At 74.8% G+C, this 23801-nt stretch carries 20 protein-coding genes; 10 read left to right on the top strand and 10 right to left on the bottom strand.

What is annotated here, in order from left to right; all coding sequences use genetic code 11:
- Positions 1–13: 13 nt before the first annotated feature.
- From ABD080_RS01150 to ABD080_RS01140, 3 genes are all read left to right on the top strand, one after another.
- Entirely contained in the window at positions 14–769 is a 756-nt protein-coding gene (locus tag ABD080_RS01150; RefSeq protein WP_137771189.1) for an LOG family protein, read from the top strand.
- The gene (locus tag ABD080_RS01145) at positions 766–939 is read left to right on the top strand and encodes a hypothetical protein (protein WP_168198113.1); all 174 of its coding nucleotides are present in this window, start codon (positions 766–768) and stop codon (positions 937–939) included. The genes ABD080_RS01150 and ABD080_RS01145 overlap by 4 nt, the downstream gene beginning before the upstream one ends.
- 78 nt (positions 940–1017) lie before the next feature.
- Positions 1018–1188, top strand: a complete 171-nt coding sequence (locus tag ABD080_RS01140; RefSeq protein ID WP_137771188.1) for a DUF3117 domain-containing protein — start codon at positions 1018–1020, stop codon at positions 1186–1188.
- Between the two features lie 74 nt (positions 1189–1262).
- On the opposite strand, the gene ABD080_RS01135 is transcribed toward ABD080_RS01140, so the two are convergent.
- On the bottom strand, positions 1263–1916 hold the full coding sequence (locus ABD080_RS01135) for an O-methyltransferase (RefSeq protein WP_137771187.1): 654 nt from the start codon (positions 1914–1916) through the stop codon (positions 1263–1265).
- Positions 1917–2062: 146 nt separating this feature from the next.
- Here ABD080_RS01135 and ABD080_RS01130 point away from each other — a divergent pair, with 146 nt between their 5' ends.
- Entirely contained in the window at positions 2063–2473 is a 411-nt protein-coding gene (locus tag ABD080_RS01130) for a twin-arginine translocase TatA/TatE family subunit (RefSeq protein WP_240811137.1), read from the top strand.
- A gap of 34 nt (positions 2474–2507) precedes the next feature.
- Here the strand turns inward: ABD080_RS01130 and ABD080_RS01125 are convergent, their stop codons facing one another.
- The 4 genes from ABD080_RS01125 to ABD080_RS01110 are packed head-to-tail and all read right to left on the bottom strand — an operon-like array spanning position 2508 to position 7116.
- On the bottom strand, positions 2508–3656 hold the full coding sequence (locus tag ABD080_RS01125; RefSeq protein ID WP_343903360.1) for an Mrp/NBP35 family ATP-binding protein: 1149 nt from the start codon (positions 3654–3656) through the stop codon (positions 2508–2510).
- Positions 3653–4267 carry a DUF1003 domain-containing protein gene (locus tag ABD080_RS01120; RefSeq protein ID WP_137771184.1) on the bottom strand — a complete coding sequence of 205 codons (615 nt, stop codon included), beginning with the start codon at positions 4265–4267 and terminating at the stop codon, positions 3653–3655. Before ABD080_RS01120 ends, ABD080_RS01125 begins: the two co-directional genes overlap by 4 nt.
- A gap of 3 nt (positions 4268–4270) precedes the next feature.
- A complete protein-coding gene (locus ABD080_RS01115) occupies positions 4271–5578 on the bottom strand; it encodes a magnesium transporter MgtE N-terminal domain-containing protein (RefSeq protein WP_137771183.1) in 1308 nt (435 codons plus the stop codon).
- Positions 5575–7116, bottom strand: a complete 1542-nt coding sequence (locus ABD080_RS01110) for an aminopeptidase P family protein (RefSeq protein ID WP_137771182.1) — start codon at positions 7114–7116, stop codon at positions 5575–5577. Before ABD080_RS01110 ends, ABD080_RS01115 begins: the two co-directional genes overlap by 4 nt.
- A gap of 37 nt (positions 7117–7153) precedes the next feature.
- On the opposite strand from ABD080_RS01110, the gene ABD080_RS01105 reads away from it, so the two are divergent.
- Together ABD080_RS01105 and ABD080_RS01100 are read left to right on the top strand one after the other, a co-directional pair.
- The gene (locus ABD080_RS01105) at positions 7154–8050 is read left to right on the top strand and encodes a PHP domain-containing protein (protein ID WP_137771181.1); all 897 of its coding nucleotides are present in this window, start codon (positions 7154–7156) and stop codon (positions 8048–8050) included.
- Positions 8032–8661 carry a MarC family protein gene (locus ABD080_RS01100; RefSeq protein ID WP_137771180.1) on the top strand — a complete coding sequence of 210 codons (630 nt, stop codon included), beginning with the start codon at positions 8032–8034 and terminating at the stop codon, positions 8659–8661. Before ABD080_RS01105 ends, ABD080_RS01100 begins: the two co-directional genes overlap by 19 nt.
- A 95-nt stretch (positions 8662–8756) precedes the next feature.
- Here ABD080_RS01100 and ABD080_RS01095 read toward each other — a convergent pair whose 3' ends face one another.
- Genes ABD080_RS01095 through ABD080_RS01080 form a run of 4 tightly spaced genes read right to left on the bottom strand, consistent with a single transcriptional unit; the run spans position 8757 to position 13047 of the window.
- On the bottom strand, positions 8757–10571 hold the full coding sequence (locus tag ABD080_RS01095; RefSeq protein ID WP_377827184.1) for a DEAD/DEAH box helicase: 1815 nt from the start codon (positions 10569–10571) through the stop codon (positions 8757–8759).
- Position 10572: 1 nt separating this feature from the next.
- A complete protein-coding gene (locus ABD080_RS01090; RefSeq protein ID WP_343903359.1) occupies positions 10573–12150 on the bottom strand; it encodes a metallophosphoesterase in 1578 nt (525 codons plus the stop codon).
- 13 nt (positions 12151–12163) lie between these two features.
- A complete protein-coding gene (locus ABD080_RS01085; RefSeq protein WP_137771178.1) occupies positions 12164–12385 on the bottom strand; it encodes a DUF3107 domain-containing protein in 222 nt (73 codons plus the stop codon).
- 47 nt (positions 12386–12432) lie between these two features.
- Positions 12433–13047 carry a TetR/AcrR family transcriptional regulator gene (locus ABD080_RS01080; protein WP_343903358.1) on the bottom strand — a complete coding sequence of 205 codons (615 nt, stop codon included), beginning with the start codon at positions 13045–13047 and terminating at the stop codon, positions 12433–12435.
- 89 nt (positions 13048–13136) lie between these two features.
- On the opposite strand from ABD080_RS01080, the gene ABD080_RS01075 reads away from it, so the two are divergent.
- Positions 13137–16316: a PD-(D/E)XK nuclease family protein gene (locus ABD080_RS01075; protein ID WP_343903357.1), complete on the top strand. Its 3180-nt coding sequence runs from the start codon at positions 13137–13139 to the stop codon at positions 16314–16316.
- Positions 16313–19570, top strand: coding sequence for an ATP-dependent helicase (locus tag ABD080_RS01070; RefSeq protein WP_343903356.1), 3258 nt, complete (start codon positions 16313–16315; stop codon positions 19568–19570). Before ABD080_RS01075 ends, ABD080_RS01070 begins: the two co-directional genes overlap by 4 nt.
- Positions 19571–19596: 26 nt before the next feature.
- Here the strand turns inward: ABD080_RS01070 and ABD080_RS01065 are convergent, their stop codons facing one another.
- Positions 19597–20649, bottom strand: coding sequence for a phosphotransferase (locus ABD080_RS01065; protein WP_137771175.1), 1053 nt, complete (start codon positions 20647–20649; stop codon positions 19597–19599).
- 49 nt (positions 20650–20698) lie between these two features.
- On the opposite strand from ABD080_RS01065, the gene nudC reads away from it, so the two are divergent.
- On the top strand, positions 20699–21622 hold the full coding sequence (gene nudC, locus ABD080_RS01060) for an NAD(+) diphosphatase (RefSeq protein WP_137771174.1): 924 nt from the start codon (positions 20699–20701) through the stop codon (positions 21620–21622).
- A complete protein-coding gene (locus ABD080_RS01055) occupies positions 21622–23712 on the top strand; it encodes an ATP-dependent DNA helicase UvrD2 (RefSeq protein ID WP_137771173.1) in 2091 nt (696 codons plus the stop codon). Before nudC ends, ABD080_RS01055 begins: the two co-directional genes overlap by 1 nt.
- Positions 23713–23801: the final 89 nt, after the last annotated feature.

Below are 23801 nucleotides of genomic sequence, written 5' to 3'. Positions count from 1 at the left end.
CTACCCTCGGCCCATGAGCGCATCTGACGAGAACGCCCACCGCAAGGGCCCCATCACGCTGCGCGGACGACAGCGTCCCGACCGCACCACCGACCAGCGACTGCTCGAGGACTCGGGCCCCGGCGATTGGGTGCACGGCGACCCCTGGCGGGTGCTGCGCATCCAGTCCGAGTTCGTCGAGGGGTTCGGCGCGCTCGCCGAGCTCGGCCCCGCGGTCTCGATCTTCGGCTCCGCGCGCGTCGCGCCGGACCACCCGGACTACCGCTGCACCGAGGAGATCGCGCGCGGCCTCGTGGAGATGGGCTACGCCGTGATCACCGGCGGCGGGCCCGGGATCATGGAGGCCGGCAACCGCGGCGCCCGCGAGGCCGGCGGGGTGAGCGTGGGGCTCGGCATCGAGCTGCCCCACGAGCAGGGGATGAACGCCTATGTCGACCTCGGCGTCGACTTCCGCTACTTCTTCGCGCGCAAGACGATGTTCGTGAAGTACTCGAGCGGCTTCGTCGTCATGCCCGGCGGGCTGGGCACCCTCGACGAGCTGTTCGAGGCCCTCTGTCTCATGCAGACCCACAAGATCTCGATGTTCCCCGTGGTGCTCGTGGGCCGCGCCTACTGGCAGGGCCTCATCGACTGGATCTCCACGACGCTCGTGGAGCGCGGCATGATCGCCCCGACCGACCCCGACCTGTTGCGGGTCGTGGACACGGCGGAGGAGGCGCTCGCCGTGCTGCGGGAGGCCTCCCGCCGCGAGGAGGAGTCCGGCCGATGACCGCCGCGAGCCCGATGGTGATCCTGCTGCTGCTCGTCGCGATCGGCGTCGCGGTGGCCTTCGTGGGCATCGCGACCGGCCGGTTCGGGGGCGGGATCGCCCTCCCGCCGAGGCCCCCGCGGCGCTCCCGACGGGCGCGGCGCACGACCAGTGGTCAGGACCTGAGATAATAGCCACCGTACCCGCGCTGCCCGAGGTCCCGTCCGGGGGATCGTACGAGAGGCAGCGACAGCACAAGGAGGCACGCCATGGCTGCTATGAAGCCGCGCACCGGTGACGGTCCGCTCGAGGTCGTCGAGGAGAGCCGCAGCATCATCATGCGCGTTCCGCTCGAGGGGGGCGGTCGCCTGGTCGTCGAGATCGCCGCGTCCGAGGCGGTCGAGCTGCGTGATGCGCTCGAGGGCGTCATCAAGGAGTGATCCCTGACGAAGGGGCCCCGCACCATCCGGTGCGGGGCCCCTTCGTCATGCCCGGCGGTGGGCGGTGAGGCGGCTCAGGGGCGCAGCACCGCGGCGAGCACGCCGTCGCCGCTGCCGGTGAGCGCGGTGACGAGATCCTCCGCCTCGGTGACGGCCTTCAGCAGCTCGCGCACCGCGCGGGTGCTCGCATCGCGCGCCGCGGGATCCGCGACGCGGTCGTGGAACAGCGCGTGGGGGATGACGAGCACGCCGCCCGGGCGCAGCAGCCGGCGGGCGTGCTCGAGCAGGTCCAGGGCGTGCGGGGCGTGCGCGGGGAACGAGACGAGGTCGTAGGCGTGGTCGGTGAGACGTCCGACGACGTCCCGCGGGGCGCCGGCGATCGTGCGCACGCGCGGCCCGCGGATCCTCGCCTCCGCGAAGGACTCGCGCGCGGCGCGCTGGTTCTCGACCTCGGGATCGATCGTGGTGAGCACCCCGTCCGGGTGCATCCCCGCGAGGAGGTAGAGGGAGCCGACGCCGGCCCCGGTGCCGATCTCCACCGCGGAGCGCGCCTGCACCGCGGCCGCGAGCACGCGCATCAGTGCGCCGGCCCCCGGCAGGACGGGTGTCGCCCCGAGCTCCGCACCGCGCTCGCGGGCCCGCTCGAGGACCCCGGCATCGGCGAACAGCCCCGCCTCGTCGACGAACTCCTCGCCGTGGGCCCAGCTGGCCACCTTTCCCGACGCCATCGCGCTTCCTTCCCCGTGTCCGGACAGTCGCCTAAGGGTACGACAGGCACGGCCGGCACCCAGCCTCCGCACCCTCCCCCTCTGCCATAATGGGCCGGCAGGACGCGTGCACGACCGTGCGCGCGAGGACCAGGACAGGTGACGACGTGACGTTCTTCGGGATCGGCGGCTGGGAGTTCATCGTCATCCTGCTCATCTTCGTGCTGATCGTCGGTCCGCAGCGCCTGCCCGAGTACACCCGCAACATCGTGCGCTGGGTGCGCCAGGCCCGCCGCTGGGTCGAGGACTCGCGGGCGACGGTCGAGGACGAGATGGGCATCGCCATCGACGACCTGCGTAAGTACGACCCGCGTCAGTACGATCCGCGTCGCATCATCCGCGAGGCCTGGGGCGACACGAGCCCCGAGGACCTGCTCCCGTCCAAGGAGGCCCTCGCGATCGGCACCGGGGCGGCCGCCGCCGGTGCGGGCGCCAAGCGCAAGCCCTCCGGCAGTGCCAAGAAGTCCGCCAAGGATGCGGCCCCGCAGGGCACCCCCTGGGACCCCGAGGCCACCTGATCCGCGGCTGAGCCCGCCCCTCGGGGCGGGAGCCTCAGCGCCGCGAGACCGAGAGCGGCAGCTTCATCCCCGTCAGGCCGCGCGGCCGGTGCGTGAGCGCGCGCGCGACGTCCCGCAGCGCGATCGCCGCCGGGTTCTCGGGATCGGAGACCACGAGCGGCAGGCCCGTGTCCGCGCCGTGCCGCAGCGCCGGCTCGAGCGGGATCCGGCCCAGCACCGGCACCGGATGCTCCACGGCGCCCGCGAGGGTCGCCGCCACGCGGTCCCCGCCCCCGGAGCCGAAGACGTCCATGACCGTGCCGTCGGGCAGGGTCAGCCCCGCCATGTTCTCGACGACCCCGGCGATCTCCTGCTCCGTGGAGGTGGCGAGCGAGCCCACCCGCTCCGCGACCGCGGCCGCGGACTGCTGCGGGGTCGTCACGACGACCATCTGCGCGCTCGGCAGGAGCTGCGCCACGGAGATCGCGACGTCGCCCGTCCCGGGCGGGAGGTCCAGCAGGAGCACGTCGAGGTCGCCCCAGAAGACGTCCGAGGCGAACTGCTCGATCGCCCGGTGCATCTTCGGGCCGCGCCACACGACGGCTTGCCCCTCGGGGACGAACATGCCGATGCTCATGACGGCGACGCCGTGCGCCTGCGGCGGCATGAGGAGGTCGGAGACCTTCGTCGGCTGCTCGGTGATGCCGAACATGCCGGGCATCGAGAAGCCGTGGATGTCCGCGTCGATGACGCCCACCCTCAGGCCGTCCACCGCCATCGCGGCGGCGAGGTTCGCGGTGACCGTCGACTTGCCGACGCCGCCCTTTCCCGAGGAGATCGCGAGGATCCGTGTGAGCGAGCCGGGCTGGTTGAAGGGGATCTGACGGCGGCCCTGGCGCAGGCGGGCCGTGAGCTCGCGGCGCTGCTCCTCCGTCATCGCGGAGGTCGAGACCTCCACCCGGGTCAGGCCCGGCACGGTCGCGGTCGCCTCCGCGGCGTCCCGTTCGATGCGGTCCCGCATGGGGCAGCCCTCGATGGTCACGAGGACCTTCACGGTCGCCGCGCCGTCGGCGTCGACCTGCACGTCCTCGACCATGCCGAGCTCCGTGATGGGCCGGTGGATCTCCGGGTCGATGACGTGCGCGAGGGCCTCGTGGATGAGGGCGACGCGCTCGTCACCGCCCGTGGTGTCGATGGTGCTCATCGCTGCTCCTCCTCCGTCGCGGGCTCTCCGGCCCCGCGGCCCGTGCCCGGTCCGTCCGTGGTGCCGAGCGCCGCGGCGATCTCCTCGCGGACGATCCCGCGCATGCGCTCCAGCTCGTCCTCCCGGGAGTCCTCCTCGAGCTCCTCGAGCAGGTCCCGCAGCTCGCCGCGCACGAAGTCGCGGGTCGCGACGTCGTTCAGGGCGAGGCGCAGGCCCGCGATCTCCCGGGTGATGAAGTCCGTCGTCGCATGGTTGCGCTCGTTGGACTGGCGGTCCTGCTCCGCCTGCACGCGGTCGCGGTCGTCCTGACGGTTCTGCGCGAGCAGCAGCAGCGGCGCCGCGTAGGACGCCTGCAGCGACAGGATCAGCGTGAGCAGGGTGAAGTTCATGGCCCGCGGGTCGAACTGCGCGGACTCCGGCATGACGGAGTTCCAGGTCAGCCAGACGGCGCAGATGACGGTCATCCCGACCAGGAAGGCGGGGGTGCCCATCGCGCGGGCGAAGGTCTCGGCCATGCGGCCGAAGGTGTCCCCGGAGAAGGGGCTGCGGGGCAGGAGACGACGGTTCCGGGGTGCCGGGTCGTCGAGGGCGGGAGCGTTCTTCTCCGCCATGGCTCACCCCTTCCTGGTGGCGCGGGCGATCTCGCTGAGGTCGATCTGTCCCGTGGTGGTCATCGGCTCGTCCTGCTCGCGCCAGTCGTCCGGGAGGACGTGGTCCAGCACGTCGTCCACGGTGACCGCGCCCAGCAGGCGGGCGTCGGCGTCGACCACGGGGATCGAGACGAGGTTGTAGGTCGCCATCTCGCGGGTGACCTGCGACAGCTGCATGGTGGGCGGCACTGTGACGGTGTCCTGCGCGATGAGGTCGCCCACGAGGCGGTCGGGGGGTTCTCGCAGCAGCAGCTGGAAGTGGACGATGCCCAGCAGGCGGCCGGTCGGCGTCTCGAGCGGGGAGCGGCACACGTGCACGGTCGAGGCGAGCGCGGGGTGCAGCTCCTCGCGGCTGATCATCGCCAGGCAGTGGGCGACCGGGGTCTCGGGGGAGACGATCAGCGGCTCGGTGGTCATCATGCCGCCCGCGGTGTACTCGTCGTACGCGAGCAGGCGGCGCACGTCCTCCGCCTCCTCGGGCTCCATGAGGCTCAGCAGCTGCGAGGCGACGGACTCGGGGAGCTCCTGGACGAGGTCCGCCGCGTCGTCGGGGTCCATGACGTCCAGGACGTCCGCGGCGCGCTTCGCGTCGAGACCGGTGACGACCTCGACGCGGGTGTCCTCGGGCAGCTCCTCGAGGACGTCCGCGAGGCGCTCGTCCGGCAGCTCGTCCGCGAGCTCGACGCGACGCTTGGAGTCCATCTCCTGGAGGATCTCGGCGAGGTTCGCGGGATTGAGGTCCTGGTAGGAGGCCGCGAGCAGGTGCGCGGACTGCTCCGCCTGGGTCCCGTACAGGCCCGTCACCTCGGAGGGGCGCACGGTCACCGTCTCGCCGCGCGAGACGAGCCGCGAGAGGGACCCGCCGCGGCGGCGGCGCACGTGCAGGCGGGACAGCTCCCAGTCCTGGTGGCGGTTGCGGTCCAGCGCGACGTCCTCGACGGTGCCGGTGCCGGTGCCGTCGAGCAGGGTGACCTCGCGGTCCAGCATGTCGCCGATCACCAGCAGCTCACCGGGGCGCTTCTCGAAGCGGCGCACGTTGATGACGCCGGAGGAGATGACCTGCCCCGGCGAGATCGAGGTGACCCGGGTGGCGGGCAGGAACACGCGCCGCTTCCCGGGCACCTCGACCACGAAGCCGACGGCCCGCGCCTCCCCGCGCGGCTGCGGCATCACCACGACGTCGCGCACCTTCGCCACCGAGTCCCCGATGGGGTCGAAGACGGTGGTGCCGGCGAGGCGGGCCGCGTAGAAGCGCTGGAGGTTGGTGCTCACGCCCTCAGACTAGCGATCCAGGCCTCGACCTGGTCGGCTCCGCGGGGTGCGTTGATGGAGAGGTTCTCCACTCCGTCCTCGGTGACGAGGACGTCGTCCTCGATGCGCACGCCGATGCCGCGCAGCTCTTCGGGGACGAGCAGGTCGTTCTCCTTGAAGTACAGCCCCGGCTCGATCGTGAAGACCATGCCGGGCACGAGCTCCGCGTCGAGGTACATCTCGCGCCGCGCCTGCGCGCAGTCGTGGACGTCCATGCCGAGGTGGTGGCTCGTGCCGTGCACCATCCAGCGGCGGTGCCACTGGCCCTCGGGGGAGAGGGACTCCTCGGCGGTGCCGGGCAGCAGGCCCCACTCCTCGAGCGTCGCGGCGACGACCTCCATGGCCCGCGCGTGCAGGTCCCGGAAGCGGATGCCGGGGCGGGCGATCGCGAAGACCGCGTCGGAGGCCTCGAGCACGGCCTCGTACACCTTCCGCTGGGCGGGGGAGAAGGTGCCGGAGACCGGCAGGGTGCGGGTGACGTCGGCCGTGTAGAGCGAGTCGACCTCGACGCCGGCGTCGACGAGCACGAGCTCGTCCCCGCGCACGGCGCCGTCGTTGCGGATCCAGTGCAGGGTGCAGGCGTGGTCGCCGGCCGCGGCGATCGTGTCGTAGCCGACCCCGTTGCCCTCGGCGCGCGCGTTCGCGGCGAACACGCCCTCGATGATCCGCTCGCCGCGGGGGTGGCCCACCGTCTCGGGGAGGTGACGCACGACGTCCTCGAAGCCGCGCAGGGTCGCGTCGACCGCCTCGCGCATCCGCTCGATCTCGAAGGCGTCCTTCACGAGGCGCTGCTCGCTCGCGGCCTCGCGGAGGCGGTCGTTCTCCGCCTCGAGCTCGGTGCCGCCGGGCAGGCCGTTCTGCGAGCGGATCTCGGAGACCATCGTCTCCACGCCCGCGTCGACCCCGGGCATGACGGCGAGGGACAGCTGGGCACCGACGTCCTTGGCGAGGTGGTCGCGCAGCTCGTCGATGTGCCGCACCTCCACGCCCATGCGCTGGCCGGCCTCGGCGATCGTGAGCCGGCGCCCCACCCACATCTCGCCGTAGCGGGAGTCGGAGAAGAACTCGGCGGAGTCGAAGCCCGCGCGGGGACGGAAGAAGTACGTCGCCACGGAGCGCTGCGGGTCCTCCGGATCGGGCTCGACGACGAGCACGCTGTCGGGTTCCTGGTCGGTGCCGAGACCCGAGTAGTACGCGAAGGCCGTGTCCGGACGGAACGGGTAGTCGGTGTCGTTCGAGCGCACCTTCAGCACGCCGGCGGGCAGCACCAGGCGGGTCGACGGGACGGCGGCGACGAGCGCGTCGCGCCGGGCCGGGGTGAAGGCGGCCGACGGGAGCGGCTCCGCCTCCGGCACGGTCTCGTCCCAGCCGGAGGCGATGAAGCGGCGGAACACGTCGTTGGTGGGGCGCTGCGAGCGCGAGTCACCGCGCGAGGCCAGGTCGTCGGCGGAGGGCCCCGCCGCGGGGCCGGATTCGATCTCAGGGTTCTGGGTGTTCACCCCAGGATCGTCCCACACGCCCCACTACGCTGGGGCCATGAGCGATGCTGCTGATCCCGTGCACGACCGCATCGACCTGCATGCGCACTCGACCTGGTCCGACGGCACCCGCGACGTCGTGGAGCTGTTCGAGGACGCGAGGGAAGCAGGTGTGACCGCACTGGCGCTGACCGACCACGACACCACGGCGGGCTGGGCGGAGCTGCCCGACGCCGTGAGGGCGACGGGCGTCGCCGCGGTGCCCGGGATCGAGGTCTCCGCGGAGCACGAGGGGCTCAGCGTGCACGTGCTGGCCCTGCTCGTCGACCCCGATCCGGGCTCAGGGCTCGCCGGTGAGATGGCGCGCGCCTGCCGGTCCCGCGCGGAGCGCGCCCGCTCCATGGTCGAGCTCCTGGGACGCGACGTGCCCATCAGCTGGGACCTGGTCCAGGAGCAGGTGGCCGACGAGACCACGGTGATCGGCCGGCCCCACATCGCCGACGCCCTCGTCGCCGCCGGCGTGGTCCCGGACCGCTCCGCGGCCTTCGCGGAGCTGCTGGCCCCCACGGGCCCCTACTACGTCCCCTACTACGCCCCGTCGCCGACGGCCGTCGTGGAGCTCATCCACGCGGCCGGCGGTGTCGCGGTGATCGCGCACCCCTCCTCGTCGAGCCGCGACGGGGGACTGCCGCGGGGGCTGCTGGAGGACATGATCGCGGCGGGCCTGGACGGCATCGAGGTGGACCACCGCGAGCACGACGACGCGGAGCGCACCGCGCTGCTCGAGCTGGCGGACCACCACGGGCTCCTGGTCACCGGCGGCAGCGACTACCATGGCGCGGGCAAACCCAACCGGCTCGGGGAGAACCTCACGCAGTCGGACGTCCTGGCCGCGATCACCCGTCGCGCCACGAGCACCACCGAGGTCATCCGTCCATGGACCTGGTCGACCTGAGCTTCCTCACGGGAGTCTTCGTCACCCTCTTCGTCATCATCGACCCCCCGGGGACGATCCCGATCTTCCTCTCGCTGACCAGCAGCATGACCGCGAAGCAGCGGTCCCGCGCAGCGCTCGTCGCCGTGGGCGTCGCGATGCTCATCATCAGCACCTTCGCCCTGTTCGGCCGGTTCATCCTCGACTACATGCACATCTCGCTGCCGGCGCTGCAGTTCTCCGGCGGCCTCCTGCTGCTCATCATCGCGCTGCAGCTCCTCGCCGGGAAGGAGGGGGAGATGGCCGCGAGCGAGGGCGTGAACGTGGCCCTCGTGCCGCTGGGCACCCCGCTCCTCGGCGGTCCGGGCGCGATCGTCGCGATGATGCTCTTCGTGGACCAGACCGGCGGCGAGGGCCCGCGGATCGCGGCGCTCGTCATCGCACTCGCCCTCATGGCCGTGGTCATGTACTCGGTGATGCGCTTCTCCGGGATCATCGCCCGCATGCTCGGCAAGGGCGGCGTCACCCTCGTCACCCGCATCTCCGGTGTGCTGCTCGCGGCGATCTCCACGCAGATGATCTTCGACGCCGTGCACTCGTTCATCGAGAGCTGGGGCGTGCTCGGCGCCTGAAGGCCCGCGACCGGACTGCCCGCGACCGGACGAGGGAGGGCCCGGACCACGTTCGCGCGTGATCCGGGCCCTCCCTCGCTGTCCGGTTCCGGGGCTCAGCCCTCGGCGGGAGCCTGGCCCTGCTCGCCGCCGGTGCTCGCGCCGCCGTTGCCGCCGCGACCGCGACCGCGGCCGCCGCGCGAGCGACGACGCCGGGGACGATCGCCCTGCTCGCCGGAGCCGCCCTCGTGACGGGTGTCCTCGGACGACGCACCGGTCGAGCCGGTGCCGCCCTCGGTGACCTCGCCGTTCACCCGGCGCGTGCGGGTGCGGGTGCGCTCGCGGCGCGGACGCTCACCGCCCTCGGACGGGGCGTCGGAGGAGGCGGGGGCGTCGGTGCGTGCGGGACGGTCCGCGCCCTCGCGGCGGGAGCGGCCACCCTCGCCACGGCCGCCGCGACCACCACGGCCGCCGCGGTCGTCACGACCGCCGCGCTCGGAGCGACCGCCCCGGTCGCCGCGGCCGCCGCGATCACGATCGCGCGGACCCTCGGGGCCGCCGAGGTCCTCGATCTGCTCGGCCTCGAGTCCCGCACGGGTACGGGCCTCCTTGGGCAGGGTGCCCTTCGTGCCCGTGGGGATGTCGAGATCGCTGAACAGGTGGTCCGAGGTGGAGTAGGTCTCCACGGCCTCGGTGGACTCGAGCCCCAGCTGGCGTGCGATGAGGGCCCAGCGCGCGAGGTCCTCCCAGTCCACGAAGGTGACGGCGGTGCCCTTCTTGCCCGCGCGGCCGGTGCGGCCCGTGCGGTGCAGGTAGGTCTTGTCGTCGTCGGGGCAGTTCCAGTTGATGACGTGCGTGACGTCGTCCACGTCGATGCCGCGGGCGGCGACGTCGGTCGCGACGAGCACGTCCACCTTGCCGTTGCGGAAGGCGCGCAGGGCCTGCTCGCGGGCGCCCTGGCCCAGGTCGCCGTGCAGCGGAGCGGCCGCGAAGCCGCGGTCCGCGAGATCGCCGGCGACCTTGTCGGCCTGACGCTTGGTGCGCATGAAGATGATCGAGAGGCCGCGGCCGCGGGCCTGAAGGATCCGTGCCATGACCTCGATCTTGTCGAGCTGGTGGGCGCGGTAGACGACCTGCTTGATGTCCGCCTTGGTGCGGGAGACGTCGCCCGGGTCATGGGCGCGGATGTGCGTGGGCCGGCTCATGAAGCGGCGCGCGAGGGCCATGATCGGCCCCGGCATCGTCGCGGAGAACAGCATCGTCTGGCGCTGTTCGGGCACGGCGCGCAGCAGCTTCTCGATGTCCTCGAGGAAGCCCAGGTCGAGCATCTCGTCCGCCTCGTCGAGCACCGCGGTGCGCACGTGCGAGAGGTCGAGGTACTTCTGGCGCATGAGGTCGATGAGACGGCCCGGGGTGCCGACGACGACCTCGACGCCCTTCTCGAGGGCCTCGATCTGCGGCTCGTACGCGCGGCCGCCGTAGACGGTGAGGATGCGCACCGGGCGCTTCGCGGAGGCAGCGATGAGATCCTCCGCCACCTGCACGGCGAGCTCACGGGTGGGCAGGACCACGAGGGCCTGCGGCTTGCCGATCGGGCGGTCGTCGTGGTTGGGCTCGCCGGGGGCGACGGTGCGCTGCAGCAGCGGCAGGCCGAAGCCGAGGGTCTTGCCCGTGCCGGTCTTCGCCTGGCCGATGATGTCGCGGCCCTTGAGCGCGACCGGCAGGGTGAGGGACTGGATCGGGAAGGGGTGGATGATCCCCTTCGCGGCGAGCGCCTCGACGATGTCGCTGCGGACGTCGAAGTCGGCGAAGGTCTGTGCGGGTTCGCCGGAGCTCTGCTCCACGGCGGGGGAGGCCGACACGGCCTCGTCGGTGGTCAGTGTGGTTTCGGGCACCGTTGGACTCTCTGATATACGGATGTGCCCGGCCATCCTATCCTTCGCCGGAATCGCTCGGGCCGGGGAGCGGGCTGGACGGGTCCGTCGGCGTGACGCGCTCCTCGTCCGGGAGCCCCTCGCCGGGGGCGACCTCCTGCTCCGTGGGGACGGGTGTGGCCGGGGTCTCCGCATCCGCGGGGACCTCGAGCTCCGGGGTCTCGGCGGGCATCCGCGTGCGGTGGATCGCGACGGAGACCATGCCCAGGCCGCCCATCGTCACGTCGTCGTAGGAGACCAGCCGGCCCGTGGCCGCGTCGAAGCGCAGCAGCCGCGCCGTGAGGTCGAGCGGCTCCCCGCCCTCGAGGACGGGGCGCACCCCGCCCGAGGCGAGCGCGCCGCCCGTGGAGCCGACCGTCAGCCAGTCGGTGCCGGAGCCGTCGCGGTCCAGCTCGACCTTCGAGGTGTGCATGTGCCCGGAGAGGACGAGCGGCACCCGGCCCTCGAGGCCCGCGGGCTGGGTGGGGTCGTGGAGCAGGGCGAGGTCCACCGGGTCCTCGGGATGGGACGCGTCCCAGTCCTCGACGGTGTCGCCCAGCTGGAAGGCGGCTCCGGAGACGGCGTCCTTGCCCGCGGTCCAGCCGCCCTTGTCGGAGTCGTCGTCCGCCGCGAAGCGCGGGTCGCCGATCCCCGCGATCGTCAGGCCTGCCACCTCCGTGACCTGGTTGTCGAGCACGGTCGCGTTCGGCTGGGCGGCGATCACCGCGGAGGTCGCGGCGCCGTCGTGGTTGCCGGAGACGAACACGTAGCGCACGTCGAGCGTGCCGATCCGGGCGACCATGTCGTTCTCCCACGGCGTGCCCCAGGAGATGATGTCGCCCGTGTCGATCACGAGGTCGAGGTCGAACTGGTCGTCGAGCTGGGCGATGACGTCGAAGGCCTGCGGGTTGTCGTGGATGTCGGAGACGTGCAGGACGGTCACGAGGTCGGCGTCGGCCCCGGCCGAGGGCAGCGAGTCCGCGGCGATGTACAGGGCGGAGACCTGCCCCACGAACTCGGCGAGCGTCGCCCGGTAGTCCTCGTAGTCGGCGAGGGTGCCCGCGCCGATGTCTGCGACGTTCGCGGCCTCGGAGAGCAGCCCCTCGAAGGTGGGCTGGTACAGCGCCTGAGGCCGGAAGGTCACCGCGGTCGCCGCGACGGACAGCGCGACGAGTCCCGCCGCGGAGCCGCCGGCGACCAGGGAGCGACGCGCCCGGCGGAACGTCAGGGCGACGGCGAGCGCCGCACCGCCCGCGGCGAAGAGGGCGTTCAGCAGCGCGTTGATCGCGGCGGCCCGAGTGAGGTCCTCGGGCGCCGTGCGGGCGAGGTCGCTGAGCCCGCTCGCGGAGGAGACCAGCTGCTCGGCCGCGGCCACGTCGACCCCCTGCACGCGCGCCTCGATGCGCACGGGCGCCGTGTGGGTGTCGAAGTGGACCTCGCCGACCGGCGGCAGCAGGATCACGGTGTCCGAGGCGAGGGAGGGGATCAGGTGCACGGACGCGGTCAGCGGCCCCACCTGGGTGGTCGTGGCGGGGACGAGCAGCACCCCGATCACGGCGCCGAGCACGGCCACGACGAGGCGGGCCGGTGCGGTCACGCAGGGGGCGACGTCAGCCGAGGAAGCCCACGCGACGGGGCTCCTCGGTGGAGACCTCCGCGTAGGCGAGCTTCGCGCCGGGGACCAGCACGAGGCGGCCCTTGGTGTCGCGCAGCGTGACGGGGGAGCCGTCCTGGACGGCGGAGGCGAGCGAGCTCAGGACGTCCTCCGAGGACTCCTCGGACTCGATGACGATCTCTCGCGGGGAATGCTGGATGCCGATGCGGATCTCCATGACCTGCGCCTTTCTGTGTCCGACGGATGCGCCGTCACTCTATCGGCTCACTCGGCGAGAGCGGGGGCGTCTTCGCGCAGGGCGAATCCGGTCAGGCCGTCCACGACGAGCGCGGTCGTGGTGCGGAGCAGGTCCTCGCGGCTCGCCTCGTCCCCCGCCTCATGGGCGAGGCGGGCAGTGGACTGGGCGATCGCGATCATCATGCGGCCGATGACCCGGGCGTGCGCGGGGGTGACGTCCCGGTACGCGATGAGCACCCCGGCCACCTCGAGCGCGAGCGCGTCCAGGAGACCGGCGACCTGCTGCTCGATCTCCTCGGAGACGTCGCCGCGCCCCGTGAACAGCCGCAGCGTGTTCTCGACCTCGACCATCTCGGTGAAGCGTCGCAGCCCCTCCTCGACCCGGGCCTGCGGCGGGCCGGGGACGTCCCGCAGCGAACGGGCGACCTCGAGGAGCGACGCGCCGAGCACGTCGATGACCTCCTTGTAGAGGGTCTCCTTGGAGGTGAAGTGCTGGTAGAGCACGGGCTTCGTCACCCCGGCCGCGGCGGCGATGTCGTCCATCGAGGTGCCCTGGTAGCCGCGGGCGCGGAACACCTCGGTCGCGATCGCCAGCAGCTGGGCGCGCCGCTCCCGGCGGGGCATGCGGACGGTGGGCGCCATGGCTGTCCTCCAGGACCAGGGAGAGATGATCCGCCACACTCTAGCCCCGTGTCCCGTTCGTCCGCCTCATGGGGTGGAATGGGGGAGCCATGACCAGCACCGCCCCCGCCCTCCGCCTCCTCGGTCCCGATCTCGACGCGCTGCCCGCCCTGCGCACCCCGGCCACGCTCCGGGCTCCTCAGCGGGAGGCGCTCGAGCGGTTCGGGGCGGGCGCCGACGTCCTCGTCCACGGGGCGCCCCGCGCGGGCCGCACCGCGCTCGCGCTCGCCGCCGCGGCGACGGGGGAGCCGGTGCTGCTGCTCGCCCCGCGCCGCGCGGCCGCCGCCCGGCTGCGGGACGCGCTCGCCGTGCACGGGGCGCGGGAGGCGCGGGTCATGACCCCCGCCGCGCTCGGCTTCGCCCTCGTGCGCTCGGACGCCACCCGTCGCGGGCTCGGGGATCCGACCCTCGTCACGGGCGCGGACCAGGACGCCCTGCTCGCCGAGCTGATCGCCCAGCGCACCGACTGGCATCTCGAGGTCGACCCCGCGGCCCGCACCCTGCCCGGCTTCCGGACCGAGCTGCGTGACCTCGTCACGCGGGCCACCGAGCTGGGGCTGGGACCCGACGACCTCGAGGAGCTCGGGCGGCGGCGCGGGCGGCCCGCCTGGCGCGACGCGGCCGCCCTGCTGCGCGACTACCTCGGCGTGCTCGACCTCGAGGCGGCGACCGCGCTGGACGCGGGGCCGCGCCTGGACAGCGGCGGCCTCGTGCGCCGCGCCGCCCGGCTCGTGGCCGCCGGGGCCGTCGAGCTCCCTGCCCCGAGGGTCGTCGTCGACGACGCCCAGGACCTCACGAGCGCGGGCATCGCGCTGGTCCTCGCGCTCGCGGGCGCCGGGGCGCGGGTGCTCGTCACCGCGTGCGCCGACGAGGCGGTCGACACCTTCCGCGGCGCGCTGCCCGACGCCGCGGCCCGCCTCGCCGAGGCCCTCGGCCGGCCCTTCACGGAGGTGGTCCTCGACGGGGGAGGCGCGGACGGCGTCGTCCCCGCCGGGCCGGCGCTCGCCGTGGACTCCCTGCGGTCCCGGCTGCCGCTCGCCGGGGCCCCGGGCGCGCTGCGCCGCCCGCGGGACCTCGAGGGCCCGCACGACGGCCTCGCCGTGCTGCGGGCGCGCTCCCCGCTCGACGAGGCCCGGCTGCTCGCCTCGGCCCTGCGCGACCTCCACCACCGCGAGGAGATCCCCTACGACGACATGGCGGTCGTGTGCCGCTCGGGGAGCGCCGTCGCGGACGTCGCCGATCTGCTCGCCCGCAGCGGCCTCCCGGTGCGCACGCCCCGCCGGCCGCGGCCGCTGCGCGAGGAGGCCGTGGTCGCGGACCTCCTGCGCATCGTCGAGCTCGGTCTGGACGAGCTGTCCCGAGAGCCCGACCCGCTCGAGGCGCTCGAGCTGCTGGGCGGTCCCTTCGGCGACGCGGACCAGCTGCGCCTGCGCCGCATCCGACGGCTCCTGCTCGCCGCCCGGCCCGAGGGGGACGAGACGCCCAGCGAGCAGCTGCTCGCTCGGGCGCTCGTCGCCGAGGAGGTCCCCGGGCTGCCGGCCGCCGAGGCGCGCGACCGCGCCGCGGCGCCGGTGCACCGCGTGCGCGCCATGATCGCGGCCGTCCGCTCGCGCGCCGAGGAGGGCGCCCAGGAGGTGCTGTGGGCCGCGTGGGACGCCTCCGCGCTCGCCGGCGGCTGGCGGCGAGCGGCCCTCGGCGCGGCGGAGGACGCCGACGGCGCCCGTGCCCGCCTCGCCTCCGGCCGCCTCGACGCCCTGCTCGAGCTGTTCGCCGCCGCCGAGCGCCTCGCGGACCGCCGGCCGGGCGCCGGGGCCCTCGACCTCGTCGAGCAGATCCGCGGCCAGGCCGTGGTCGAGGACACCCTCGCCGCCTCCGCGGCGCCCCGCGGACGCCTCGCCGTGCTCACCCCGGCGCAGCTCGCCGGGGAGGACCGCGACACGATCGTCCTCGCGCGGCTCCAGGAGGGGGCCTGGCCGAACCTGCGCCTGCGCTCGACGCTGTTCGGCGCGGCCGAGCTCTCCCTCGTCGGCGCCGCCCGGCCCGGGCAGGAGCCGCCCCCGGACCCGGACACGCTGCACGCCGCCCAGCGCGCGCAGGTCGTCGCCGACGAGGTGCGCCTCGCGGTGAGCGCCCTCTCCCGGGCCCGGACCCGCGTGCTCGTCACCGCCGTCGAGGACGGGGAGACGAGCCCCTCGGCGCTGCTCGAGGCGCTCGAGGCGCTCGGCCTCCCCGCCTGGACGGACGCGGAGACCCTCCGGCAGGACCCGGGACCCGCCCCCGATGCGCGCACCCTCGTCGCGACCCTGCGACGTCGCCTGCGGGAGGCCGACGACACCCCGGGTCCCGACCTGGATGCCGCGGTCGCGCTGCGCGCCCTCGGCGAGGCCGGGGCGCCCGGCGCGGACCCCGCCGCCTGGTACCACCAGCGCCCCTCGAGCGAGGAGGCGCTGCAGGAGCCCGGGACCGCCGTGCCGCTGTCCCCCTCCGCCCTCGAGCGCGCCCACGCCTGCCCCCGCGCCTGGCTGCTCGAACGGGCCGGCGGCTCCCGCGCCTCCGGCCCCGCCCAGGTCCTCGGCACCGCCGTGCACCGCCTCGCCCAGGAGGACCCGCGCGGCGAGGCGGAGGAGGAGGACCTCCTCGCCCGCCTGCACACGCTGCTGCGCGGCGTCCCCGGGCTCGACACGTGGTCCGGCCGACGCCGCGTGCGCCGGGCCGAGGACGCCGCCCGGCTCCTCGCCGAGCACCTGCGCACCGCCGCCGCGCCCCCGCTCGCGATCGAGGCGCCCTTCGAGGTCGAGCTCGCGGGCGAGCACCCCGTGCGCCTGCGCGGCACCGTCGACCGCATCGAGGGGGACGCGACCGGCGTGCGCGTCGTGGACCTCAAGACCGGCGCCCCCAAGACGAAGGCGGCGGCCGCGGAGGACCTCCAGCTCGCCGCCTACCAGACGGCCGTGCAGGAGGGCGCCTTCGCCGAGGCGCTCGGGGAGGACGCGGGCGAGCGCCTGGGCGGGGCGGAGCTCGTCTACCTCGGCGGCGGGGGGCGCCGGGCCGCCGTCCGCGGCCAGGGCGCGCTCGCCGCCTCCGAGGACCCGGAGTGGTTCGCGCGCGCCGTCGCGCTCGTCGCCGAGGAGGTCTCGGGGACCCGGGTCGTCGCCCGCCGCAACCCGCACTGCACGCACTGCGCGGTGCGCGCCTCGTGCCCGCTCCAGCCCGAGGGGGAGCAGCTGTGACCGCCACGCCCGCCGTGCGCCTGCCCGCGCTCGAGCTCGCCGCCCTGCTCGACCAGCCGCCGCCCACCGAGGAGCAGCGCGCCGTCATCGAGGCGCCGCTCGCGCCGATGCTCGTCGTCGCCGGCGCCGGATCCGGGAAGACCGAGACCATGGCCTCCCGCGTCGTCTGGCTCATCGCCAACGGGATCGTCGAGCCCCGGCACGTGCTCGGGCTGACCTTCACCCGCAAGGCCGCCGGGGAGCTCTCCCACCGGATCGGGGCGCGGCTCTCCGCGCTCGCCGCCGCGCTGCGCGCCGAGGGCCTCGCCCTCCCGCCGGGGCTCGAGCGGGGGGCGGACGAGCTCGTGGGCCAGCAGCCGACGGTCGCGACCTACAACGGCTTCGCCCTCGACCTCGTGCGCGAGCACGCGCTCGCCGTCGGCCTCGACCCGGAGCTGACGATGATGTCCGCCTCCGCGTCCTGGCAGCTCGCGCACACCCTCGTCGAGTCCGCGGACGACTCCCTCGACCTCGACGCCTCCCCGGCGACGCTCACCGCCGCGCTCATCTCGCTGACCTCCTCCCTCTCCGACCATCTCGTGGCGCCCGAGCAGCTGCGCGAGCACCTCGCCCGGGTCCGGGACCACCTCGCGGGCATCCCGCTCCAGGCCGAGGGACGGCGCCGGGTGACGCCGAAGAAGGTCGCCGGCGTGCTCGACGCGCTCGAGCAGCGCCTCGCCCTGATCCCCCTGCTCGAGCGCTTCGCCGAGGTCCGCCACCAGCGCGCCGCCCTCGACTTCGCCGACCAGATCGGGATCGCGGCGAGGATCGCGGCGGAGGTCCCCGCCGCGGCGGAGGACGCCCGACGCCGCCACCGCGTGGTCCTGCTCGACGAGTTCCAGGACACCTCGGTGGCGCAGCTGCGCATGCTCACCGACCTCTTCGGCCCCGGGCACGCCGCCTGCGCGGTGGGCGATCCGCAGCAGGCGATCTACGGCTGGCGCGGTGCCTCCGCCGCCTCGCTCGCCGGCTTCGCCCGCTCCTTCGCGGCGCCGGGCGCCCCCGTGCTCCAGCGCTCCCTGTCCACGTCCTGGCGCAACGACGAGGCCCCGCTCGCCGTCGCCAACCGGCTCGCCGGACCGCTGCGCGCGGCCGGTGCCGGGGTCGACATCCCCGAGCTGCGCTCGCGCCCCGGCGCGGGGGAGGGCGCGGTCGAGGTGCACGAGGCGGCCGACGAGTCCACCGAGGCGGCCGCGATCGCCGCCTGGGTGCTCGAGCGGCGCGCCGAGGCCGGCCCGGACGAGGACGTGCCGAGCGCCGCGGTGCTCGTGCGGGCCCGTCGGCAGATCCCCGCGCTCGTCGCGGGTCTCGAGGCCGCGGGTCTCGAGGCGGCCGTCGTGGGGCTCGGCGGGCTCCTGCACCGGCCCGAGGTCGCGGACGTCCGCGCCCTGCTCACGTGCGCTCACGACCCCTCGCGCGGGGACGCGCTGATGCGCCTGCTCACCGGACCGCGCGTGAGCCTGGGCGCCCGAGACCTCGCGGTCCTGGGCCGCTGGCGCGACCACCTCGCACGCCGCGCGGGAGGAGGACCGGGCGCCGCCGACGAGGCCGTCCAGGTGTCCCTCGTGGACGCCCTCGACGACCTCCCGCCCCACGGCTGGGAGGACCCGCAGGGCCGGGAGCTGGGGGAGGAGGGCCGGGCACGGCTGGTGCGTCTGCAGGCCGTGCTGCGCACCGTGCGCCGGCTGCTCCCGCTGCCGCTGCCGGACCTCGTCACCGCGGCCGTTCGCGCGCTCGACGTGGACCTCGCGCTGCTCGAGCGGGACGCCGACCCGGCCGTGCTGCGCGACCTCGAGGCGCTGCGCGACCACGCCGCCGCCTTCGAGTCCGGGGCGCAGCAGGGCGGTCTCGGCGCCTACCTCGACCTCCTCGAGATCAGCGAGGACGAGGAGGCGGGGCTGTCCGTCTCCGCCGCCGCGCAGACCGAGCCGCCGCCCGGCGCGGTCACGGTCGTGACCATGCATTCCGCGAAGGGTCTCGAATGGGACCTCGTCGCGGTCGCCGGGCTCACCGAGGGGTCCGTGCCCTCCTACGACCTGCGCCGCGCGCGCACCGACGAGGAGGGGCGGGTGCGCGTGCCCGCGAGCGGCTGGCTGGGTCCGCTCGCCGACGCCGCCGTCCCCACCGCCCTGCGCGGCGACGCCGAAACGCTCCCCGAGCTGCGGTGGGCCGAGGCGGACACCCAGGTCGACGCCGAGGAGCTCGTGGACGAGTACCAGCTCGCCCAGGGGGAGGAGTCGCTGCGGGAGGACCGCCGGCTCATGTACGTCGCGGTGACCCGGGCGCGGCGCCGGCTGCTGCTGACCTCCGCCGCCTGGCGGCAGGACGCGAGCCGGCCCCGGCCCCGCTCCCGCTATCTCGCCGAGATCGCGGACCTCGTGCCGCCGGCCTTCCGCCGGGTCGAGGAGGTCCCCGAGGAGAACCCGCTGGTCTCCTCCCGGCGCACCGCGCTGTTCCCCGCCGACCCGGGGCCCGAGGAGGCCGCCCGCGATCGTGCGGCCCGGCTCGTCGCGGAGGCGGGCGCCGCCGATCGGGAGATCGCGGACCCGGCGCTCGCGACCCTCGTGGAGCGGGCCCTCGCCGACCTCGCCGAGCATCGCGCGCGCCCCGAGGTGCACTCCCCGGCCCGGCTGTCCGCCTCGCAGGTCGTCGCGCAGGCGCAGGACCCGACGGGCGCCGCGCTGGACCTGCTGCGCCCGCTCCCGCGCCGGCCCTCCGCCGCCGCCTCGCGGGGCACCGCCTTCCACGCCTGGCTCGAGCACCGCTTCGACGCGGGGACGCTCCTGGACCTCGAGGACCTCGCCGATCTCGCGGACCACGACGACGAGGGGCCGGCGGGCTCCGCCGCCGCGCTGCGGGACGCCTTCGCCGCCTCGGAGTGGGCCGACCGCACCCCGATCGCCGTGGAGCACCCCGTGACCACGCGGATCGGCGAGGTGGCGGTGCGCGGCGTGATCGACGCCGTCTTCCCCGATCCGGACGGCGGGGACGGCGTGATGATCGTGGACTGGAAGACGGGGCAGGTGCCGCCCCCGGCGCGGCTGCGGGCGCTCTCGCTGCAGCTCACGCTGTACCGCCTGGCCTGGCACGAGGCGACGGGCACGCCGCTGTCACGGATCCGCACCGCCTTCCACTACGTGGCCGCAGGCGTCACGCACGAGGTGACGCGTCATCCCTCGCGTGCGGCGGTCGAGAGCAGGCTCCGCGGCGACTGAGGCCGGGCGCGGAGCCCGTCACCCGGTCAGTGCCCGGGACGCTCGGAGGTCCCGGGGTGCTCGACGTCCTCGGGGGCGGCGGACCGCTGCTCGGGCGCGGGGTCCTGGCCCGCGGCGACGGGCTCGCGCCGATCGGCGTGGAGCTCCTCGTAGGTGCGCTCCGCCTCCTCGCGCGCGAGCTGCGCGAGGTCGTGGTCGAGGTCGGAGATCATGACCCGGGCGTCCTGGACGATCTCCTGGTCCTCGGTGTCCAGCCCGTGCAGGAGCCACTCGCACACGGCGAACTCGCCGATCGCCTGCGCGCGCTCGACCAGGCGCGGGTGCACCTCGGTGGGGAGCTCCTCGCGGTAGGCGGCGTACAGCTCGTCGAAGCGCTCGGTGTCGAGGGAGGAGATGAGCCAGGCGAGATCCGTGGCGGGATCGGCGACCTTCGCCCCGTGCCACGAGAGCACGGCGCTGATGCGGTCCTCCGCGGCGAACAGCGACTCCTCGGAGAGGTCCGCGTGGATGAACTGGGGCGTGAAGTCCCACAGGTCGGCGTCGGCCAGCAGGGACTCCCAGCGCTGGGAGACCGCGGCGGGGAGGTGGCCGCCCTCACGGGCGCGGCGCACGCGGTCCGCGTGCTCGGAGAGCAGGGCGGCCGCGGTGAAGCTCTCGACCCCGGCCGCCTCCGCCGCGTAGCGGGGCACGGTGTGGATGCGGGCGAGCACCTGGCCCAGGGAACGGGCGAGGCCGGGGGAGTCCTGCAGCTCGTCGAGCATGAGCGGGTGCCCGGCGGGGGCGGCGCTCACCGCGGCGCGGCCGCCCTCGGCGAGCTTGACGAAACCGAGCACGGGCGGGACGACGCCGCGCAGGGGGGTGCCGGTCAGGGCGTCCGCGACGGTGAGATCGCGGTCCAGTCGCACCCCTGCGGCGGTCGACGCCGGGGAGCGGACCACCACGCGCTGGGAGTCCTCACCGACGACGCCCGCGACGTCGAGCTCCTCGGCGGGCGTGGCGATCGGCGTGGTCAGCGCGGGCACCAGGCCCGGGACCGCAGCAGCGGCGAGGGCGGCCAGGGAGAAGGAGTTGCGATGCACTCGTCCACCGTACCCGCCCGGCCTCCGTGGTCCGCGTAGGCTCGAGGCCATGCCGACGCTCCGTGGACCGCACCTGCGCACACCCCTCACCCTCCTGGACCCCGACCGCAGCGCGCTCGAGCGCTCGGACCCCTCGATCCTCGAGCCGGGGGAGGACGCGCGCTACGTCGTGACCCGTGCCGGAGCGGCCGCGATGAGCGAGGACGAGGACGGCCTGCTGCACGTCGTGCTCGAGACCGACGACCCCCGCGGCGGCACCGTCCAGCCGCTCGTGCTGCTGGGTCGCCGTGACGGCCGGCGCGTGCTGGGCGTCGAGATCGCCGAGCCGAGCCCCGAGCTCGACGACCCCGGCCGTGATCTCCGCGACCTCCGTCACGTCGCCTCCGATCTCGCCGAGGACGACGCCGATCTCGCCCTCGCCGCGACCTCGATGGGTGCCTGGCACCGCTCCATGCGCCACTGCCCGCTGTGCGGGGCGCTGCTCTCCGCGGAGATGGGCGGCTGGGTGCTGCGCTGCACGGAGGACGGCAGCGAGCACTTCCCGCGCACCGATCCCGCCGTGATCATGTCCGTCCGCGACGGCGCCGGCCGCCTGCTGCTCGCCCGCAACGCCCACTTCCCCACGGGCTTCCACTCCGTGCTCGCCGGCTTCGTCGAGCCGGGGGAGACGCTCGAGGGCGCGGTCGCGCGCGAGGTCGCCGAGGAGGTCGGGCTCGACGTCGCCGAGGTGCAGTACGTGGGCAGCCAGCCCTGGCCCTTCCCCCGCTCGCTCATGCTCGGCTACCGCGCCTGGATCCGCGGCACGGACACCCTCACCCTGGCCGACGGCGAGATCGCCGAGGCCCGCTGGTTCACCCGGGAGGAGCTGCGCGCCGCGGTCGAGGACGGCTCCGTGGGCATCCCCGGCACGGCGTCCCTGGGCCGCGCCCTCATCGACGACTGGCTGGACGAGGCGGAGGACCCGCGCGCCTGATGGACGAGACCACCCCTCCCACCGCCGAGCAGCTCCTGGAGGCGCTGGACCCCGAGCAGCGAGAGGTCGCCACGAGCTTCGGCGCGCCGCTGTGCGTGCTCGCCGGCGCCGGCACGGGCAAGACCCGTGCGATCACGCACCGCATCGCCCACGGCGTCGCGACCGGCCGCATGGACCCCAAGCACGTGCTCGCCGTGACCTTCACCGCGAAGGCCGCCGCGGAGATGCGCTCGCGGCTGCGCGACCTCGGCGTCCCCGCCGTGCAGGCCCGCACCTTCCACTCGGCGGCGCTGCGCCAGCTGCGCCACTTCTGGCCGCGCGTGGTGGGCGGCCCCATGCCGGAGCTCATGCCGCAGAAGTACGCGGGCATCGGCGAGGCCTGCCAGCGCCTGCACATGAGCGTGGACCGCGCGGCGCTGCGCGACATCGTCGCCGAGGTCGAGTGGTCCCGCGTGTCGATGCTGACCCCCGAGTCCTACCCGGCCGCCGCGGAGGCCGCCCAGCGGCCCGGGGTCGCCGGCTTCGACTCCCGCTCGATCTCCCGCATCCTCACCCAGTACGAGGAGGTGAAGAAGGAGCGCGGCGTGCTCGACTTCGAGGACGTCCTGCTGCACATGGTCGGCTTCCTCACCGAGCGGGCCGACGTCGCCCGCGAGGTGCGCTCCCAGTACCGCCATCTCGTCGTCGACGAGTACCAGGACGTCTCGACGCTCCAGCACGCGCTGCTGCGGCTGTGGCTCGGCAGCTCCGACGACCTCTGCGTGGTGGGCGACGCCGCGCAGACGATCTACACGTTCGCCGGGGCGCGCGCCTCGTTCCTGCTGGACTTCGGCAAGGAGTTCCCGCGCGCCCGCACCATCCGCCTCGAGCGCAACTACCGCTCGACCCCGCAGATCGTGCGGGTCGCGAACACGGTGCTCGACGGGGCGCGCGGCCGCACCCGCGCCTCCCGGCTGACCCTCGTCGCGCAGCGGCCCGCCGGCCCCCCGCCGGTGGTCGAGCACTTCGCGGACGACGACGCCGAGGCGCAGGGCACGGCGGCACGCATCGCGGAGCTGATCGAGGAGGGGCGCAGCGCCTCCGACATGGCGGTGCTCTTCCGCACCAACAGCCAGTCCGAGGCCCTCGAGCAGGCGCTCACCGCGCGCGGCATCGGCTACCTCGTGCGCGGCGGCGACCGGTTCTTCGACCGGCAGGAGGTGCGGCGCGCGATGGTCACCCTGCGGGCCGCGACCCGCGTCGAGCAGCTCGAGCCGGATCGCGCGGTGCGGGACGTGCTCACCCAGCTGGGCTGGTCCCCGAACCCGCCCGAGGGGACGGGGGCGCTCCGCGAGCGCTGGGACTCCCTGCAGGCGCTCGTCGGCCTCGCGGACACCGTCCTCGCCCGGCCCGGCGCCGGGCTGCCCGAGGTGGTCCGGGAGCTCGAGGAGCGGGCCGAGGCGCAGTCCGCGCCGGTGGTCGACGGCGTCACCCTCGCCTCCGTGCACGCGGCGAAGGGCCTGGAGTGGCCGGTCGTGCACCTGGTCGGGGCGAGCGACGGCCTGCTGCCGATCTCCATGGCCCGCACGGCGATGGAGATCGAGGAGGAGCGACGGCTCTTCTACGTGGCGCTCACCCGCGCCCGCGACCTCCTGACGATCAGCTGGGCCGCCGCGCGCACGCCGGGGGCCCGCGGGTCCCGCAAGCCCTCACGCTTCCTCGACGGCATCATCGCCGCCCCCGCGGAGCCAGCGGGCGGGGGAGGGGCGACCGCGCGCCGCACGGGGCGCCGCGGCGCGACCGTGTACAGCGAGTGCACGGTGTGCGGCGAGGCGCTGGTCTCCGCACGCGAGCAGCGGGTGGGCCGCCACGGCGGCTGCCCCGCCGGCGCGGGGGAGAAGGTGCGCGACGCGCTCCGCACGTGGCGCGCGCAGCGGGCACGGGAGCAGGGCAGCCCGCCCTTCGCGGTGCTCACCGACGCCGCGCTCGAGGCGATCGCCGAGCGGAACCCCCGCACCGCCCGTGAGCTGCTGGCCGTGCCGGGGCTCGGGGCGACGGCGATCCAGCGCCACGGGGAGGCCATCCTGGCCGTCCTCGATGACATGCGCTGACATGCGCTGACATGCGCTGACGGGCTGCCGCAGACGGACGAAAACCCAGGTCAAAAAAAGATTGGCCCCGTCCTGCGGGGTGTGTAGAC

This window comes from Brachybacterium rhamnosum (assembly GCF_039526185.1).
Lineage (GTDB): Bacteria > Actinomycetota > Actinomycetes > Actinomycetales > Dermabacteraceae > Brachybacterium > Brachybacterium rhamnosum.
The sequence above is the reverse complement of the archived record's forward strand: the minus strand, read 5'-3'. Positions and strand labels throughout refer to the sequence as shown.

Coding starts and splice junctions, on each gene's coding strand:
- ABD080_RS01150 (WP_137771189.1), top strand. CDS start 14: ATGAGCGCATCTGACGAGAACGCCCACCGCAAGGGCCCCATCACGCTG.
- ABD080_RS01145 (WP_168198113.1), top strand. CDS start 766: ATGACCGCCGCGAGCCCGATGGTGATCCTGCTGCTGCTCGTCGCGATC.
- ABD080_RS01140 (WP_137771188.1), top strand. CDS start 1,018: ATGGCTGCTATGAAGCCGCGCACCGGTGACGGTCCGCTCGAGGTCGTC.
- ABD080_RS01135 (WP_137771187.1), bottom strand. CDS start 1,916: ATGGCGTCGGGAAAGGTGGCCAGCTGGGCCCACGGCGAGGAGTTCGTC.
- ABD080_RS01125 (WP_343903360.1), bottom strand. CDS start 3,656: ATGAGCACCATCGACACCACGGGCGGTGACGAGCGCGTCGCCCTCATC.
- ABD080_RS01120 (WP_137771184.1), bottom strand. CDS start 4,267: ATGGCGGAGAAGAACGCTCCCGCCCTCGACGACCCGGCACCCCGGAAC.
- ABD080_RS01105 (WP_137771181.1), top strand. CDS start 7,154: ATGAGCGATGCTGCTGATCCCGTGCACGACCGCATCGACCTGCATGCG.
- ABD080_RS01100 (WP_137771180.1), top strand. CDS start 8,032: ATGGACCTGGTCGACCTGAGCTTCCTCACGGGAGTCTTCGTCACCCTC.
- ABD080_RS01095 (WP_377827184.1), bottom strand. CDS start 10,571: ATGGCCGGGCACATCCGTATATCAGAGAGTCCAACGGTGCCCGAAACC.
- ABD080_RS01085 (WP_137771178.1), bottom strand. CDS start 12,385: ATGGAGATCCGCATCGGCATCCAGCATTCCCCGCGAGAGATCGTCATC.
- ABD080_RS01080 (WP_343903358.1), bottom strand. CDS start 13,047: ATGGCGCCCACCGTCCGCATGCCCCGCCGGGAGCGGCGCGCCCAGCTG.
- ABD080_RS01075 (WP_343903357.1), top strand. CDS start 13,137: ATGACCAGCACCGCCCCCGCCCTCCGCCTCCTCGGTCCCGATCTCGAC.
- nudC (WP_137771174.1), top strand. CDS start 20,699: ATGCCGACGCTCCGTGGACCGCACCTGCGCACACCCCTCACCCTCCTG.
- ABD080_RS01055 (WP_137771173.1), top strand. CDS start 21,622: ATGGACGAGACCACCCCTCCCACCGCCGAGCAGCTCCTGGAGGCGCTG.